We start from the raw sequence: 16354 nt of genomic DNA, 5'->3' as shown, positions 1-16354 counted from the left end.
ATGGATGCGAACTCTAAAAGTCATGTTCATGGCGTATTCGAGCGTGTAGCGCCGAAGTACGATATGATGAATGACTTGATCAGTTTCCGCAGGCATAAAGCATGGCGGAAATTTACGATGAAGAAAATGAACATGCAGCCGGGGCAGACTGCCATCGATCTATGCTGCGGCACTTGCGATTGGACGATTGCGCTGGCGGAGGCAAGCGTATCGGGTGAAATTATTGGACTTGATTTCAGCCAAAATATGCTCGATGTAGGCGCTGCGAAAGTGGAGAAGCAAGGACTTGGCAAACAGATTAAGCTGGTACAAGGCAATGCGATGAGCTTGCCGTTCGAGGACAATCAATTCGATTATGCAACAATCGGCTTCGGACTTCGCAATTGTCCCGATTTCTTGCAAGTGCTGAAGGAAATGGAACGCGTTGTGAAGCCTGGTGGCATGGTCGTATGCTTGGAGGTGTCCAAGCCGACTTGGCAGCCGTTTAAAGCGATGTACAACATGTACTTCGGTCAAATTCTGCCGTTAATGGGCAAGCTGGTGGCGAAGCGATTCGATGAATACAAGTGGCTTCCGGAATCGCTTAAGGTGTTTCCAGATGCGAAGCAGCTCGTCAAGCTGTTCGAGAAGGCGGGCTTGCAAAGCGTGAACGCGTATCCGCTGACCGGCGGAGTAGCAGCGTTGCATATGGGGACAAAGGAGAAGAAGCGTCAATGATTCGCAAAATAGGCATTATTCTTGAAATGATTAAGTTTGAGCATACGATATTTGCTTTGCCGTTCGCCTTTATGGGAGCAATCTTGGGCGCTGTTGCAATGGAACAGCGTCTTCCTTCATGGGAAGAGATCGGTTGGATTACGCTTGCGATGTTCGGCGCGCGCAGCGCCGCAATGGGACTTAACCGCGTCATTGACAAGGCGATCGATCTTCGCAATCCGCGAACCGAGAAACGGGCTTTGCCAGCCGGATTATTGAAATCGGCTGAAGTTATTCTTTTTATTGTTGTTTCACTCGTGCTCATGTTCATCGCTGCAGCTAACTTGCAGCCGATTGCGCTGAAGCTAATGCCGATTGCGGTTGCACTGCTCGTTTTGTATTCGTATACGAAGCGGTTTACTTGGCTGTGCCACCTTGTGCTTGGTTTCACAATCGGTTTGTCGCCGCTTGGCGCATGGGTAGCCGTAACGGGACACTTCGATCCAGCGGCGTTGCTGCTGTACGCGACTGTCGCGCTGTGGATTGCCGGGTTCGATATTGTCTACGCTACACAAGATTTCGAGTATGACCGTGGTGCAGGCCTGCATTCCATACCGGCGCGATTCGGCCTTGCCGGCGCGTTATGGTTTGCTCGTATTTTGCATATGGTGACCGCGATCGGCTTTATTATGCTGTTCGTGATGACGGAATTAAGCTGGGCATACTTGGTTGGAACGATTGTGTCGATATCGCTGCTGTTCTATCAACACTGGCTCGTGCGGCCTAATGATTTGTCACGCGTTCAGACTGCTTTCTTCGGTATGAACGGTACGCTTAGCGTCGTATTATTTGTTTTCACGATCTTCGATTTGTTGGTGCTTAAGCAATGGTAGCGTTAGATGCGCCATCAAGTCATAACTCGTCTTCCCGCAGGCGCAGATGGATTGTCGGCATTACGGGTGCAAGCGGCTCGATTTATGGCATTCGGCTTATTCAGGAGCTGCTCGTCAGCGGCTTTGACGTGCATCTTGTCATTACGGAAGCGGGCTGGCGCGTATTGAAGGAAGAGCTCGGTTGGGAAACGACGCGCAGGCAAGCGGCTTTGGAAGCTTGCTTCGGAGCCAGTCTGACGGATGGAAGGCTTGTTTTTCATCCGAATGCAGACATTGGCGCCAGCATCGCAAGCGGTTCATTCCGTGTTGAGGGCATGATGATCATGCCCTGCTCGATGGGGACGCTTGCTTCGATCGCTCACGGCATATCCGATGATTTGATGACGAGAGCGGCTGATGTTATGCTGAAGGAAGCCCGCAAACTACTGATTGTGCCAAGAGAAACGCCACTTCACGCGATTCATTTGGAAAATATGCTTACACTGGCCAAATTAGGGGTGCGTATCGTACCTGCTATGCCGGCTTTTTACTATAAACCGCAATCGATGGAGCAAATGATTGATTTCCTCGTAGGAAAGGTGCTCGATCAGGCAGATATTGATCACGATTTGTATCGAAGATGGGGAGATGAGTACAATGGGCTATAATCGCCCAATTACCATCGGCACAATTGATTATGCGAATGCATGGCCGCTCTTTCATCAATTGGAGTCGTTCGCAGGCCATGTGAATTATGAGAGCATTTCCCGCTATCCTGCAGAGCTGAATCGATTGCTGCAGGCGGGCGAGCTAGATATATCGGCCATATCCTCTTATTCCTATGGCTTGCATTCGGAGAGCTATATGCTGCTTCCGCAATTATCCGTTGGATCGACTGGACCTGTCCATTCGATCCTGTTGTTCCTTAAAGAGCCGCTCGAATTGAAGCGGCCGTCTACGATTGCCGTCACGTCAACATCGGCAACGTCCGTGAATTTGTTGAAAATTTTAATGGAAATGTATTATGAATGTTCGCCAACGTATGTAACGGCCGAGCCAAGACTTGAGGAGATGCTTCGGGATGCTGATGCGGCGTTATTGATCGGCGATCCTGCAATCCATGCTTCATGGAAGGAACAAGGGCTGCATGTGATTGATCTTGGCCGTCTTTGGAATGAGTGGACGGGACTTGGCATGACGTATGCGGTCGTTGCTGCGCGTAAGGAAGTTATCCGCTCGAACCCTGAAGCTGTACAAGCTGCATATGCTGCTATTCTTAAGTGTAAGCAGCATAACCAAAATCATCTAGAACCGTTAATTCGGCAAGCCTGCAAGCAGCTCGGCGGAGACGCCGCTTATTGGGATATGTACTTTCATTCTCTGCAATATGATTTTGGCAGCAAGCTGCAAGAAGGTTTAGCCCTGTATTTCCGCTATGCGAAGCAGCTTGGACTGCTGGCGAGGGACGTCGAGTTTACTTTTTTTGAAGACCAATCTGCCCAATAGGTGAAAGAATGAAACTACTAGACTTGTATGCAAAGATGAAAGGCGATTTAAATCAAATCGAACAAGAACTGGAGCGCACCGTAACGACGGACCATGCGCTGCTTAGCGAAGCTTCGGTACATCTGCTCAAGGCAGGCGGCAAGCGAATTCGCCCCATATTCGTACTGCTCTCAGGTAAGTTCGGCAACTACAGCTTGGAAGTGATGAAGCATATCGCCGTTCCTCTCGAGCTCATTCATATGGCCTCCCTCGTGCATGACGATGTCATCGACGATGCGGAGACCAGGCGGGGGCGACTAACGGTCAAATCCCAATGGGATAATCGTATTGCGATGTATACCGGCGATTATATATATGGCAAAGCGCTGACGCTTGCGACTAAGCTGACAAATCCGGTTATCCATCAAATCTTGTCCAAAGCGATGGTGCAGATGTGTGTAGGCGAGATGGAGCAAATACGCGACTTCTTCAACATGGAGCAGTCAGTGCGCGACTATTTCCTGCGTATACGGAGAAAAACAGCGCTGTTGATCGCGATCAGTTGCCAACTCGGTGCTGTAGCCGCAAGCGCCGATCGTGAAACGGCGAACAAATTGTACAGATTTGGGTATAATGTAGGTATGGCTTACCAAATTAGGGATGATCTTCTTGATCTTCTTGGCACAGAGAAGCAGATTGGCAAGCCGCCGGGCTCGGACATGAGGCAAGGAAATATTACGCTTCCGGTCATACTGGCCTTGAAGGAAAAGCGGATTCAAGAAGCGCTGAGCCGCGAGCTTGTGCTTATCCGAGAGAGCGGAAGCGTGTCGGACACGAGCCGCGCAATCGAAATGATTCGCAATAGCGACGGTGTCGCTCAAGCAGATCAGCTTGCGAGCCGATATATAAATAAAGCGCTGGCTGCTTTAGAAGGATTGCCGAACATTGCCGCGAAGAAAAACTTAGCTGACATTGCTCATTTCGTAGGCAAACGTAATTATTAAACCAAAGCGGTGCTGAAAGGACAGATTAGCCATGGAAAAAACATTTCTGATGATTAAGCCGGATGGCGTTCAACGCGGTTTGATCGGTGAAATCGTATCAAGACTCGAGAGAAAAGGACTACAGCTCGCTGCAGCCAAATTTATGGTTATTCCTCTGGAGCTGGCGGAGATTCACTATGCCGAGCACAAAGGCAAAGTGTTCTATGAGCCGCTGCTTGAATTTATTACATCGGGTCCTGTATTCGCCATGGTATGGCAAGGGGATAATGTTATCGCATTGTCACGCGCCCTTATCGGCAAGACTGATGCGCTCGACGCAGCACCGGGAACGATTCGTTCCGACTTTGCCGTACATACGAATTTCAATCTCATTCACGGCTCTGATTCTGCAGAGAATGCGAAACGTGAAATGGGAATCTTCTTTAAGCAAGATGAGATTGTCGATTACGAACATACAATTCAGCGGTGGGTGTAGTTAAAGCCTAGTTGCCGCTTGCAGCGGAGGGACTTATGCTCGACGATCGGGATTTCTCGTTGTTTGTTACTCGCATTAAGCAGAAGACAGACATCGATCTATCGCAATATAAGGAAGCTCAAATGAAGCGCAGGTTAACGACGCTGCGAATGAAGCACGGATACGCGACCTTCGAGGAGTACTGGAAAGCAATCGAGCAGAATCGCAGCATGCTCAATGAGTTTCTGGATCGGATGACGATCAACGTCTCCGAGTTTTGGCGCAATCCTTCACGCTGGGATGTCCTTCAGAATCGGTTTTTCCCTGAAATGCTTAAGAACAATGCAAGGCTGAAAGTATGGAGTGCTGCATGCTCTACGGGTGAAGAGCCTTACACGCTAGCTATGATGCTCTCGGAGCTCGGGGCAATCGGCAAGACAAGCCTGCTGGCTACCGATCTGGACAGCAATGTTCTAAAGAAGGCGATGGACGGCAGCTACCTGGAGCGTTCTCTGCGCGATGTGCCGCCTGAATGCAGGCAAAAATATTTCAGGCAGCAGGACGGCGCTTATCTCATCTCTGATCAACTTAAGCAATTCATTCAGTTCAAGCAGCAAAACCTGCTGCATGATACGTTCGACAGCTCGTTCGACCTAATTGTATGCCGCAATGTTATGATTTATTTTACCGAGGAAGCCAAGCACTTATTGTATCATAAATTTGCAAAAGCACTGAAACCGGGTGGACTGTTATTCGTCGGCAGCACGGAGCAAATCTTCTCTCCGGCGCAATACGGCTTCGAAACGGCGGATACATTCTTCTACCGCCGGGTTTAACTTCACAGCTCATGTATACCGTTTTCCATCTTCTCCAATACTAATCATAATCGGAGCGATTTGGAGGTTGATGAGAAGAGTGGACAAGCGCAAAGTAATCGCTGCTTATCGGCGAGGCTTGATATCGATTCAAGAGTGCGCGCAAATCATCGGCGTTGACAGCGGCCAAATGGTCCGGCTTGTTGATGACCCGCGGCTTATGTCTGAGGCTGTGCTACAGCGGTCTAAGCAGATGATTAGATGAATATCAACTCATGATCGTTTAGAAGCAGTGAAGAGAAAACTGGCAACAGGCTTGATAGATAAGCATGTTGCCAGTTTTTTGCGTTAATTTTTCTTTATTTCGGTTGCTTTTGTCCGATACTGCGTTGACGCTTTAAATCTTTGTTGAAATATTGGCTTAGAGGCCTGTCAATTTCTTGTCAAACCTTATGGGCTGTACTATAATGAGCAAAGATGTTGAGGCTCATGCGAGATAGAGTTATAGAAGAGCAAGTGCAAAAATGCTTGCTTTGAAGGAGGAGCTTGGTCTTGAGTTTACGTTATTTGACAGCGGGGGAAACCCACGGTCCACAATTAACCGCAATTATTGAAGGACTTCCAAGCAATTTAAAAATCGACTTTGAGGAACTTAACTTTCAACTCCATCGCCGCCAGAAGGGTCATGGGCGCGGTCGCCGCATGCAGATCGAGAAGGACACTGCGAACATTGTGGGCGGCGTACGCCACGGCAAGACAACTGGGGCACCGGTAGCGCTGGTCGTTGAGAACAACGACTGGAAGCACTGGACGAGCGTGATGAATATCGAGCCGATTGAAGGCAGCGATGAAGAGAAGCGCCGTGTACATAGACCGCGGCCAGGTCATGCCGACCTGAACGGCGGATTAAAATACAACTTGAAGGATTTGCGCAACGTGCTGGAACGTTCAAGCGCGCGCGAGACGGCGGCCAGAGTTGCCGTAGGTGCTGTTGCGCGTCAGCTGTTGGCTGAATTCGGAATCAAGGTTGCCGGACAAGTTATTCGCATCGGCGAGATTGAAGCGCCGGCTAACGATCTCTCGGTCGACGAGCTGATCCGATTGACGGAGGAATCGTCCGTACGCGTTGTGGATAAGGAAACGGAAGAGAAGATGACTGCTTTTATCGATCAGATAAAAGCGGAAGGCGATTCCATTGGCGGTATCGTCGAGTGCATCATCGAAGGCGTGCCAATCGGCCTTGGCAGTCATGTGCAATACGACCGCAAGCTTGACGGTCGCATTGCGCAAGCAGTCGTATCGATCAACGCATTCAAAGGCTGCGAGATCGGCATCGGTTTTGAAGCGGCTAAGCTTCGCGGTTCGCAGGTACATGATGAAATCATGTACAACGAGGAGCGCGGCTATCATCGCGCAACTAACCGTCTGGGCGGATTCGAGGGCGGCATGACTAATGGCGAGCAGATTGTTGTTCGCGGCGTTATGAAGCCGATCCCTACATTATACAAGCCGCTTCGCAGCGTAGACATTGATACGAAAGAGCCGTTCACTGCGCAAGTAGAGCGTTCGGACAGTTGTGCCGTGCCTGCGGCGAGTGTCGTTATGGAGCATGTTGTCGCATGGGAAGTCGCGAAGGCTTTCCTAGAGAAATTCGGCGGCGATTCCATTGAAGAGATTCGCGCCAATGTTAACAGTTATCAAGCGCAATTGGAGCGTTACTAATATGAGAGAACTAACGGTTGAATTAGGTGAACGTTCTTATCCGATCTATATTGGAGAAGGTCTGATTGGCGAGGCTTCCTCCTATTTCATTAAGCATGGCATCAGCAAGAAATCACCGCTTATGATCATCACCGACGAGCATGTCGCAGGTCGTCATCTTGCGGCTCTTGAGCAATCATTGAAAGATGGGGGCTTCAACGTAGTCAGTGCGGTCGTAGAGGCAGGCGAGAGCTCCAAATCACTAGCTATGCTCGGCATGCTGGTCGGGAAAGCGCTTGAAGCGGGTCTTGATCGCAATTCGGCGATCGTAGCTCTCGGCGGCGGCGTTGTGGGCGATCTAGCTGGCTTCGTAGCAGCATCTTATATGCGAGGCGTTAAGTTTGTACAAGTGCCAACTACGATTCTAGCGCATGACAGCAGCGTAGGCGGCAAAGTTGCGGTTAATCATCCGCTTGCCAAAAATATTATCGGAGCTTTCCACCAACCGGAGCTTGTCCTTTACGATCTGCAAACGCTGCAGACGCTTCCTCCGAGAGAGGTAAGCGCCGGCCTGTCTGAAGTCGTTAAGCATGGATTCATCTGGGATGCCGGCTTCGTAGAATGGTGCGAGGCAAATGCAGAGAAGCTGCTGGCGCTAGATCCCGATACGCTTGGCTATGCGCTGTACAAAGGCAGCAGCGTGAAAGCGGCGGTCGTCTCGCAGGATGAACGCGAGAACGATCTGCGGGCAATATTGAATCTTGGGCATACGATCGGCCACGCCTTGGAAGCCGTTGCAGGATACGGTGAGCTGCTTCATGGCGAAGCGATTTCGATCGGCATGATCGGATCGGCCAAGCTTGGGCTGAAATATGGTGCTGACGAAGAAGTGTACACGACGACGAAGCGGGTGTTGTCCGCCTGCGGCCTGCCGGTTCGACTTCCGGAGCACTATGACGTTGACGCGATTATGGATGCGATGATGCATGACAAGAAGTTTAAGGAAGGTACGATGGTATTCGTCGTCCCAACAGCCATTGGCAAAGTCGATATCGTGAAGGACGTACCCGTAGCATGGGTGCGTGAGATCGTTGAACAACTGAAACAGGAGGCAGAGCTGCAATGAGCGTAAGAGGTATTCGAGGTGCGATAACGGTCGAGATTAACGACAAACAACAGGTGCTGGATGCAACATTAGAGCTGCTTCACACCATGACAGCCGAGAATGGTATCGTTCCGGACGATGTTTGCAGTATTTTCATAACGGTAACGAATGATTTGGATGAAGCGTTTCCTGCCAAAGCGATTCGCGAAACGAGCGGATGGGAGCTTGTACCGCTGATGTGCGCGCTTGAGGTTCCGGTGAAGGGCAGTCTAGAGAAGTGCATACGCTTCATGCTCCTTATTAATACGGACAGAGGCCAAGCAGACATTAAGCATGTCTATTTAGGCGGAGCCAGCGTGCTTCGTCCTGACCTATCGCAGTCGTAAAGAAGAGCTGCTGAAGCGTCTAATAAACTTTAATGTACGGCATATTCATCGGTTGACGGGAAGTCGTAAGTTGTTGTATATTGAAGATCGTAAGTGAGAATAGTCAGAGCAGGTTTTACAGTTGAGCCTAGATGAGTCGAGCCCAGTTAAGAGCAGATTAGAGAAGAGCGTCCCGAGGGGACATAGGGAATTACTATCGTTTTGCATACGCATAGCTCAGTTCTGATTCGTTCAGATCAAGTGGCTGCAGCGTCATGGCGGAGCTGTATTTTCCTATACAATGAGTAGCTTCTTTATTACTGCACACTTTCGCTATCATCTACATTCAACGCTCCTGCTGCGGCAGGAGCTTTTTTATTTTTGTTAAGAGAAACCTATTTCATCCCCAATGGAGGTCGTTCCAATGTCAACCGAGCTGCAGCAAGTGACCCGTCTCGCCAGCCAATTCAACTTGATTCCGATCGTGCGCTATATGATGGCCGATACAGAAACGCCAATCAGATTATTCCAGCATTTCGCTAAGGAAGAATACGCGTTTCTGCTTGAAAGTGTAGAAGGCGGAGTGAAATGGGCGCGCCATTCGTTTATCGGCACAGATCCGTTCATGATGCTTTACGGTAAAAACGGGGAGATGGTGCTCGAGCATAACGGAGAAAAGCAAACGCTCCGCGACAAACCGATCGAGCTGCTCAAAGCGCGGCTTCGCTCCTTCCGCAGTCCGGCAATTGCAGATCTGCCTCCATTCACGGGAGGAGCCATCGGATTTTTCGGCTATGATCTGCTGCAGTATTACGAGAAGCTGCCATCCCATCGGATAGATGATCTACAAATGAACGATATGCAATTTATGTTCTGTGATCAAATTATTGCTTTCGACCACTTCAAGCAGCAGCTCCAAGTGATCGGCAATGTTCACGTCAAAGAAGGCGCTACGGATGACGATATTGCGATAGCTTATGCGGCTGCGGTTGCCAAGACAGAAGCGACTATCGAGCGTTTGAAGAAACCGGCGGCAACACCGGTTACGACGGGCCAGGCGATCTCCACGGATCATGAGCTGGGTGATATTCAGTCGAATGTGACAAAGGAACAATTCATCGCTAATATCGAGAAGGCCAAAGAATATATTCGTGCGGGCGACATATTCCAAGTAGTGCTTTCGCAGCGGTTCAGCATTGAAACAGACATCGATCCGCTTCACGTGTATCGCGTCTTGCGGACGATGAATCCGTCGCCTTACATGTATTACTTGAAGATGGGCGAAGAAATCATAGTAGGCACATCGCCAGAAGCATTGGTGAAGGTGAGCGGCGACAAGCTGGAGACAAGGCCGATTGCCGGAACAAGGCCGCGAGGCAAAACGCCGGAAGAGGATTTGGCGTACGAGCGTGAGCTACTAGCCGATGAGAAGGAACGGGCCGAGCATCTTATGCTTGTCGATCTTGGACGGAACGATCTTGGACGCGTATCGGAGTTCGGCACGGTCAAATGCGATTCGTTTATGGAAATTGAACGGTACTCGCATGTCATGCACATCGTATCGAACGTATCCGGAAAGCTCCATAAAGATAAAGATTTCTTCGACGCTTTTCTTTCTTGCTTGCCGGCAGGCACGGTGTCGGGCGCGCCAAAGCTAAGAGCGATGGAAATTATTGCAGAGCTTGAGAACGAAGCGCGCGGCGCATATGCGGGGGCGATCGGTTACTTAGGCTTCGGTGGAACGATGGATACGTGTATTACGATTCGGACCATTATATTCAAGCACGGCAAAGCGTACGTTCAAGCCGGAGCGGGAATCGTATGGGACTCGGTTCCAGAGAGCGAATATATGGAGACCGTTAATAAAGCGAAAGCGATGCTGAAGGCGATACGCGCAGCGGAAGCGATCTTCGCGAAGCCAAGCGGCAACGCGGGTTTATATCAGTCGGTGAATACGGATTACGATGTGGAAACAAGAGAGGGGTTGACTCGGTAATGACGCAGCAAACGGAAATATACTCGATGCAGCAAGCGCTGCGTTCATTAATTGAGGGAACGGACCTCACTCGCGAGCAAGCAAGGTCGGTCATGAGCATCATTATGAACGGGGAAGCCACTGCTGCCCAGATCGCTGGCGTCGTAACGGCAATGCGCATCAAGGGGGAAACGAAGGACGAGATTACGGGTTTCGCTGAGGTTATGCGTTCCCATTCGAGCCATGTTCAGACGGATCAGGAAGGCTTGCTCGACACATGCGGTACGGGCGGCTCAGGCATTCATAAATTCAATATTTCTACGGCATCATCCATCATTGCGGCGGCGTCCGGCATTCGCGTTGCAAAACACGGCAACCGTGCGATGTCCGGCAAGACCGGAAGCGCTGATGTGTTGGAAGCGCTGGGAGTTCAGATCGGGATTTCGCCAGAACAGGCTGCAGCCTGCTTGGAGAAGATCGGAATCTGCTTCATGTTTGCGCAGCACTATCATCCGTCGCTTCGTCATGCCGCTGCCCCTCGTCGAGAGCTTGGGATTCGGACGATCTTTAATATGTTGGGTCCATTAACGAATCCGGCAGGCGCAGATCGTCAACTGCTCGGTCTATACGACCGTTCGCGCACATCGACGGTAGCTGAAGTGATGAAGGATCTTGGGCTTAAGCGCGCGCTAGTCGTCAGCAGTCATGATGGACTGGACGAAATCAGTATTTCCTCACCGACGCAAATATCCGAATTGAAGGATGGCAGCGTCCGCACCTATGATCTAACTCCGGAGGAAATCGGGCTTAAACGTTGGGCGATCGAGAATGTGCTGGGCGGGGAGCCTGCAGTCAATGCAGGCATTATCCGTTCCATCTTCACAGGTGAAGAACGCGGCGCCTACCGCGATATCGTACTCGCGAACGCAGGAGCGTGCATCTATGTAGGCGGACTTGCAGAGTCGTTGAGCGAAGGCGCGGCCATCGCAGCCGAAGTGATCGATTCAGGCAAAGCCGAGCGTAAGCTCGAACAGCTAATTCAAACGACAGGAGAGCTGGCTCATGTTTCTTGATAAAATAGTTGCTACGAAAAAGGTAGAGGTTGAAGCGCTCGCCGCGGCGTTCTCATTGTCCGACTATGAGAAGCGGATTGCGGAGCTGCCAAGCTGCAAAGGATTCGAGCGGGCACTGAGCGCTGGCGTACGCAACCGTTCAATGGGATTGATTGCCGAGGTGAAGAAGGCATCGCCTTCGAAAGGACTTATTCGCCCAGACTTTAATCCGACTGAGCTGGCTTTGGCATATGAAACCGCAGGTGCTGACTGCATATCGGTACTAACCGATCGGGATTACTTTCAAGGCGCCAATGAATATTTGAGCGCGATCCGTTCGGTTGTCGGACTGCCTTTGCTGCGCAAAGACTTTACTATCGATTATCGTCAAGTATATGAGGCTCGGGTTATTGGGGCGGATGCCATCTTGCTGATTGCAGCGATTCTAACGAAGGAAACACTTGGCGAGCTGCACGATATCGCGAAATCGATAGGTCTAGACGTGCTGGTAGAGGTTCATAACCGCGAAGAGCTGGAGCTTGTGCTGGAGCTGGATAAAGCGAAGCTGATCGGTATTAACAATCGTGATTTAAAATCATTCGTTACTGATCTTCGTACGACAGAGGCGCTTATCGGCATGATGCCGAAGGATGTTACGGTCATAAGCGAAAGCGGTATAGCCGGCAGGGCTGATATGGACTACTTACAGTCCATCGGCGCTCAAGGTGTATTAATTGGCGAGCATTTCATGCGCCACGATGATGTCGCGGGCTCTGTTCATGATCTGATGGGTGCGGTGACGGTGCGATGACCGGCAAAAAGTCGCCGCATATCAAGATATGCGGACTTAAGGATATCGCAACGATTGAAGCGATGGATGGCTTGCCTATTAACGAGATCGGATTCGTGTTCGCGAAGAGCAAGCGGCAGGTGACGCCGGAGTCGGCGGCAGCGCTGATCGAAGCAGCGAACCGGTTAACGGCAAGGGGCGGCGAACGGCCGAAATCAGCCGGCGTATTCGTTAATCCAACACTTGAGGAGCTAGTTAGCGTACTGTCCATTGCTCCGCTTGATATCGTGCAGCTTCACGGCGACGAATCCGCTGATTTATGCCGTGCGGTTAAGGAGCGCTTTCGGGTACAAGTATGGAAAGCGCTCGGTATGAAGCCGTCATCAACGGATAACATATCTGAGTTATCGCAAACGGCTATTGAGCGCATAATGCCTTACCATAGTTCTGTTGACGCTATACTTATTGATTCCGCCGGTGGCGGAACCGGACATACTTTCGATTGGGTGACGATCAAGGAGTACCTTGCAGCCGCACGATCAATCGAGTTGCCGCTTTATGTTGCCGGAGGACTTCATGCGGATAACGTACAGGAGCTGCTGAATGTATACGCTCCTGATGGAATAGATGTGTCAAGCGGTGTCGAGACAGAAGGACAGAAGGATATTGAGAAAATTCGATTATTCGTAAGAAGGGTGATGGAGTCATGATTCAAGTACCAGACGAGAATGGCCGATATGGCAAGTTCGGCGGCCGCTACGTTCCAGAGACGCTCATGAACGCGCTGTTGGAGCTAGAAGAAGCTTACTTGCATTATTCGAAGGATGCGCAATTCCAAGAAGAAGTTCGTTATCTGCTGCATAAGTATTCAGGCAGACCGACTTCCTTGTATTATGCCGAGCGGCTAAGCGAACATCTTGGCGGCGCGAAAATTTATTTGAAGCGCGAAGATCTTAACCATACGGGCGCTCATAAAATCAATAATACGATCGGACAAGGCTTGCTTGCCAAGCGGATGGGCAAGTCGAAGATTATTGCTGAGACTGGTGCGGGACAGCATGGTGTCGCTTCTGCAACCGTAGCTGCTTTACTTGGACTGGAATGCAAAGTATTCATGGGCGAAGAGGATATGAAGCGCCAACAGCTTAACGTATTCCGTATGCAGCTGCTAGGCTCCGAGGTTGTGCCTGTTCTTTCCGGCACCCGAACGCTTAAGGATGCATGCAACGAAACGCTTCGCTACTGGGTAAGCCATGTAGACGATACGTATTATATTCTGGGATCGGTTACCGGACCTCATCCTTATCCGATGATGGTACGCGACTTCCAACGGATTATCGGCGATGAAGCACGTGAGCAAATTGTTAAAGAAGAAGGCCGTTTGCCGGATTATGTCGTTGCAGCAGTAGGCGGCGGCAGTAATGCGATGGGTATCTTCTATCCATTCGTAAACGATGATGGCGTGAGGCTGCTCGGCGTTGAGGCGGCAGGCCGCGGCGTTGAGACAGAAGAGCATGCGGCTACCATGACGAAAGGCCGTCACGGCGTATTCCAAGGCTCACTCAGCTATGTGCTGCAGGACGAGCACGGACAAGTACAGCCGGCGCATTCCATCTCGGCAGGACTTGATTACCCGGGTATCGGTCCTGAGCATGCTTACTTAAAAGATTCCGGACGTGCGGAGTATGTACCGATTACTGACGCTGAGGCGTTAGAAGCGCTTCAGTTGCTGTCGAGAACAGAAGGTATTATTCCAGCTCTAGAATCATCGCATGCCATTGCACAGACAATGAAACTTGCACCTACGCTAGACAAAGATAAAGTGATTGTCGTTAGCTTATCCGGCCGTGGTGACAAGGACGTAGAAGCGATTATGGGTTACTTGGGAGGCACGCCGAATGAATCTCATTGATAACGTATTTGCGAAGCTGAGAAGCGAAGGCCGTACCGCGCTGATTCCATTCCTTACGATGGGCGATCCCAATTTGGAAACCTCGGTAGAGATACTGAAGACATTAGAAGATGCTGGAGCGGATATGGTGGAGCTGGGCGTTCCTTACTCCGATCCGCTCGCAGATGGACCTGTCATTCAACGCGCCTCCGAGAGAGCGCTTCAGAACCGAATTACGCTGGTGGATTGCATTAACATTGCCGAGCAAGCGAGGGAAGCGGGAGTGAAGTTGCCTTTCATCTTGTTCACCTACTTCAATCCGGTGCTGCAATATGGACTCGATCGTTTCTTCGAGCTTGTTCAGAGCAAAGGCATCAGCGGTCTTATTATTCCTGATCTGCCGATTGAAGAGGACGAAGAGGTGCGCGCGCTTGCGGAAGCGGCTAACGTTCATCTTATACCGCTTGTCGCGCCTACTTCCAAGGATCGAGTCGTCCGCATTTCCCGTAAAGCGAGAGGCTTCGTTTATTGCGTCTCCTCACTCGGCGTAACAGGCGTCAGAGCTGACTTCCATAGCGGCATCGATGATTTCCTCTCTACTGTACGCGAGGCAACGGATTTACCGATTGCCGTAGGCTTCGGCATTTCCAGCCGCGATCAGGTAGAGCGCTTCGAGAAGCAGGTTGACGGCGTAATCGTCGGCAGCGCCATTGTACGCACGATCGAAAATGCGTTACCGCTTCTGAAGGATGCCGACAAGAAAGCAGAAGGATTGCGTTCCATCGGCGATTTCGTAGCAAGTCTCAAGGCTTAATAAGCGATTGTTGAATATCCCTCAATAAGAGAGGCTGTCACTTAAGGCGACTTAAGGGCAGCCTCTTCTTTGGAATATAGGATCGTATATCGTTTCACCGCTATACCTTGTGCTGCTTTAAAGCGTCGACGCTAAAATGTTTGTCAGTAAAAATGCTTTAAAAGCTTCTCGAATTATGAGACAATGGATGACAGCACATAGACTATAGTCCATATCTAAAGAGGTGAACGGCGCATGCAGCCAAAAAGCAATATTCTTCATCTTCCCGTTTATCAACCGGGCAAGCCGATCGAAGACGTAAAGAGAGAGCTTGGTCTACAAGAGGTTATTAAGCTCGCTTCGAATGAAAATCCGTTTGGCGCTTCTCCGAAAGCGAAAGCAGCCGCTATCGCTGAGCTCGATCAAGTGAGCATTTATCCCGACGGCGCCAGCGTAGAGCTGACAGAAGCGCTTGCCAAACACCTGGGCGTGAACCCGAATCAGATTATATTCGGAACAGGCTCCAGCGACATTATTCTTATGCTTGCGAGAGCATTCATCGCTCCGGGCGACGAGACGATCATGGCTAACGAAACTTTTTCCCAATATAAACATAATGTCGAGATCGAGAACGCGAATATCGTTGAAGTGCCGCTCAAGGACGGCAAACATGATCTCGATGCGATGCTCGCGAAGGTGACAAGCCGGACGAAGCTGCTGTGGGTATGCAATCCTAACAACCCGACTGGCACGATCGTAACGAAAGACGAGCTGACAGCGTTTTTGAATCAGGTGCCAAGCCATGTGCTTGTTGTGCTTGATGAGGCTTATTGCGAGTTTGTCGACAATCCGGACTTCCCGAACGGCATTAAGCTGCTGAATGAATATCCTAATCTGATCGTACTGCGTACTTTCTCAAAAATATACGGATTGTCGTCGCTGCGCATCGGCTACGGCGTAGGCCAACCGGAAATAGTCGGCTTCATCAATCAAGTAAGAGAACCGTTCAACACGTCACGCATGGCTCAAGCAGCGGCAAGAGCTGCGCTTGACGATCAGGACTACGTTGCGTACTGCAGAGAGCAGAACAACCGTGGCATAAGGTACATTACAGGTGAGCTCGAGCGTCTCGGATTACCTTATTTCCCGGCACACGGCAACTTCGTGATGTTCGACGCGAAGCGTCCGTCGCAGGAAGTGTTCGATGCGCTGCTTCGCAAAGGAATCATCTCAAGACCGCGCTGGGCTAACTATCCAACTTACGTTCGTATTTCAGTAGGGACACATGAGCAGAACGAGAAGTTTGTAGCAGCTTTGGAGCAGGTATTGCAAGAATCGGCGGTGCAAAAATAATTT

Annotated in this window: 18 protein-coding genes; all 18 read left to right on the top strand. The window is 50.4% G+C overall.

Annotated features, from left to right (window positions below):
- Window positions 1–717 (top strand): demethylmenaquinone methyltransferase, encoded by a 717-nt coding sequence (locus V8F51_RS26325; RefSeq protein ID WP_337103474.1) that lies wholly within the window; start codon window positions 1–3, stop codon window positions 715–717.
- Window positions 714–1589, top strand: a complete 876-nt coding sequence (locus V8F51_RS26320) for a UbiA-like polyprenyltransferase (protein WP_337103473.1) — start codon at window positions 714–716, stop codon at window positions 1587–1589. The genes V8F51_RS26325 and V8F51_RS26320 overlap by 4 nt, the downstream gene beginning before the upstream one ends.
- Window positions 1583–2236 (top strand): UbiX family flavin prenyltransferase, encoded by a 654-nt coding sequence (locus V8F51_RS26315; protein ID WP_337103472.1) that lies wholly within the window; start codon window positions 1583–1585, stop codon window positions 2234–2236. The genes V8F51_RS26320 and V8F51_RS26315 overlap by 7 nt, the downstream gene beginning before the upstream one ends.
- Complete coding sequence (locus V8F51_RS26310; RefSeq protein WP_337103471.1) at window positions 2226–3074, top strand: menaquinone biosynthesis protein; 849 nt, start codon at window positions 2226–2228, stop codon at window positions 3072–3074. Before V8F51_RS26315 ends, V8F51_RS26310 begins: the two co-directional genes overlap by 11 nt.
- Before the next feature lie 8 nt (window positions 3075–3082).
- Window positions 3083–4057: a heptaprenyl diphosphate synthase component II gene (gene hepT, locus V8F51_RS26305; protein ID WP_337103470.1), complete on the top strand. Its 975-nt coding sequence runs from the start codon at window positions 3083–3085 to the stop codon at window positions 4055–4057.
- A gap of 31 nt (window positions 4058–4088) precedes the next feature.
- A complete protein-coding gene (gene ndk, locus V8F51_RS26300; protein ID WP_337103469.1) occupies window positions 4089–4532 on the top strand; it encodes a nucleoside-diphosphate kinase in 444 nt (147 codons plus the stop codon).
- A gap of 35 nt (window positions 4533–4567) precedes the next feature.
- A complete protein-coding gene (locus V8F51_RS26295; RefSeq protein WP_337103468.1) occupies window positions 4568–5347 on the top strand; it encodes a CheR family methyltransferase in 780 nt (259 codons plus the stop codon).
- A gap of 79 nt (window positions 5348–5426) precedes the next feature.
- Complete coding sequence (locus tag V8F51_RS26290) at window positions 5427–5591, top strand: hypothetical protein (RefSeq protein WP_337103467.1); 165 nt, start codon at window positions 5427–5429, stop codon at window positions 5589–5591.
- Window positions 5592–5878: 287 nt separating this feature from the next.
- A complete protein-coding gene (aroC, locus tag V8F51_RS26285; RefSeq protein WP_337103466.1) occupies window positions 5879–7048 on the top strand; it encodes a chorismate synthase in 1170 nt (389 codons plus the stop codon).
- Window position 7049: 1 nt separating this feature from the next.
- A complete protein-coding gene (aroB, locus tag V8F51_RS26280; RefSeq protein ID WP_337103465.1) occupies window positions 7050–8153 on the top strand; it encodes a 3-dehydroquinate synthase in 1104 nt (367 codons plus the stop codon).
- Entirely contained in the window at window positions 8150–8518 is a 369-nt protein-coding gene (gene aroH, locus V8F51_RS26275; protein ID WP_337103464.1) for a chorismate mutase, read from the top strand. The genes aroB and aroH overlap by 4 nt, the downstream gene beginning before the upstream one ends.
- 403 nt (window positions 8519–8921) lie before the next feature.
- Window positions 8922–10493, top strand: coding sequence for an anthranilate synthase component I (gene trpE / locus V8F51_RS26270; RefSeq protein WP_337103463.1), 1572 nt, complete (start codon window positions 8922–8924; stop codon window positions 10491–10493).
- Window positions 10493–11545: an anthranilate phosphoribosyltransferase gene (trpD, locus tag V8F51_RS26265; protein WP_337103462.1), complete on the top strand. Its 1053-nt coding sequence runs from the start codon at window positions 10493–10495 to the stop codon at window positions 11543–11545. The genes trpE and trpD overlap by 1 nt, the downstream gene beginning before the upstream one ends.
- Window positions 11535–12335, top strand: a complete 801-nt coding sequence (trpC, locus tag V8F51_RS26260; RefSeq protein WP_337103461.1) for an indole-3-glycerol phosphate synthase TrpC — start codon at window positions 11535–11537, stop codon at window positions 12333–12335. Before trpD ends, trpC begins: the two co-directional genes overlap by 11 nt.
- Entirely contained in the window at window positions 12332–13024 is a 693-nt protein-coding gene (locus tag V8F51_RS26255; protein WP_337103460.1) for a phosphoribosylanthranilate isomerase, read from the top strand. Before trpC ends, V8F51_RS26255 begins: the two co-directional genes overlap by 4 nt.
- On the top strand, window positions 13021–14226 hold the full coding sequence (trpB, locus tag V8F51_RS26250) for a tryptophan synthase subunit beta (RefSeq protein WP_337103459.1): 1206 nt from the start codon (window positions 13021–13023) through the stop codon (window positions 14224–14226). The genes V8F51_RS26255 and trpB overlap by 4 nt, the downstream gene beginning before the upstream one ends.
- Window positions 14213–15019, top strand: coding sequence for a tryptophan synthase subunit alpha (trpA, locus tag V8F51_RS26245; protein ID WP_337103458.1), 807 nt, complete (start codon window positions 14213–14215; stop codon window positions 15017–15019). The genes trpB and trpA overlap by 14 nt, the downstream gene beginning before the upstream one ends.
- A gap of 234 nt (window positions 15020–15253) precedes the next feature.
- Window positions 15254–16351, top strand: a complete 1098-nt coding sequence (gene hisC / locus V8F51_RS26240; RefSeq protein ID WP_337103457.1) for a histidinol-phosphate transaminase — start codon at window positions 15254–15256, stop codon at window positions 16349–16351.
- Window positions 16352–16354 lie beyond the last annotated feature (3 nt).

The sequence above is a fragment of the Paenibacillus sp. YIM B09110 genome (assembly GCF_037167145.1).
Lineage (GTDB): Bacteria > Bacillota > Bacilli > Paenibacillales > Paenibacillaceae > Pristimantibacillus.
Note: the sequence above shows the minus strand (reverse complement) of the source record. Positions and strands in the feature narration are given on the sequence as shown.

Bases quoted from the DNA above. Each gene is read 5' to 3' on its own strand.
- V8F51_RS26325 (WP_337103474.1), top strand. From the start codon at position 1: ATGGATGCGAACTCTAAAAGTCATGTTCATGGCGTATTCGAGCGTGTA.
- V8F51_RS26320 (WP_337103473.1), top strand. From the start codon at position 714: ATGATTCGCAAAATAGGCATTATTCTTGAAATGATTAAGTTTGAGCAT.
- V8F51_RS26315 (WP_337103472.1), top strand. From the start codon at position 1,583: ATGGTAGCGTTAGATGCGCCATCAAGTCATAACTCGTCTTCCCGCAGG.
- V8F51_RS26310 (WP_337103471.1), top strand. From the start codon at position 2,226: ATGGGCTATAATCGCCCAATTACCATCGGCACAATTGATTATGCGAAT.
- hepT (WP_337103470.1), top strand. From the start codon at position 3,083: ATGAAACTACTAGACTTGTATGCAAAGATGAAAGGCGATTTAAATCAA.
- ndk (WP_337103469.1), top strand. From the start codon at position 4,089: ATGGAAAAAACATTTCTGATGATTAAGCCGGATGGCGTTCAACGCGGT.
- V8F51_RS26295 (WP_337103468.1), top strand. From the start codon at position 4,568: ATGCTCGACGATCGGGATTTCTCGTTGTTTGTTACTCGCATTAAGCAG.
- aroB (WP_337103465.1), top strand. From the start codon at position 7,050: ATGAGAGAACTAACGGTTGAATTAGGTGAACGTTCTTATCCGATCTAT.
- aroH (WP_337103464.1), top strand. From the start codon at position 8,150: ATGAGCGTAAGAGGTATTCGAGGTGCGATAACGGTCGAGATTAACGAC.
- trpE (WP_337103463.1), top strand. From the start codon at position 8,922: ATGTCAACCGAGCTGCAGCAAGTGACCCGTCTCGCCAGCCAATTCAAC.
- trpD (WP_337103462.1), top strand. From the start codon at position 10,493: ATGACGCAGCAAACGGAAATATACTCGATGCAGCAAGCGCTGCGTTCA.
- trpC (WP_337103461.1), top strand. From the start codon at position 11,535: ATGTTTCTTGATAAAATAGTTGCTACGAAAAAGGTAGAGGTTGAAGCG.
- V8F51_RS26255 (WP_337103460.1), top strand. From the start codon at position 12,332: ATGACCGGCAAAAAGTCGCCGCATATCAAGATATGCGGACTTAAGGAT.
- trpB (WP_337103459.1), top strand. From the start codon at position 13,021: ATGATTCAAGTACCAGACGAGAATGGCCGATATGGCAAGTTCGGCGGC.
- trpA (WP_337103458.1), top strand. From the start codon at position 14,213: ATGAATCTCATTGATAACGTATTTGCGAAGCTGAGAAGCGAAGGCCGT.
- hisC (WP_337103457.1), top strand. From the start codon at position 15,254: ATGCAGCCAAAAAGCAATATTCTTCATCTTCCCGTTTATCAACCGGGC.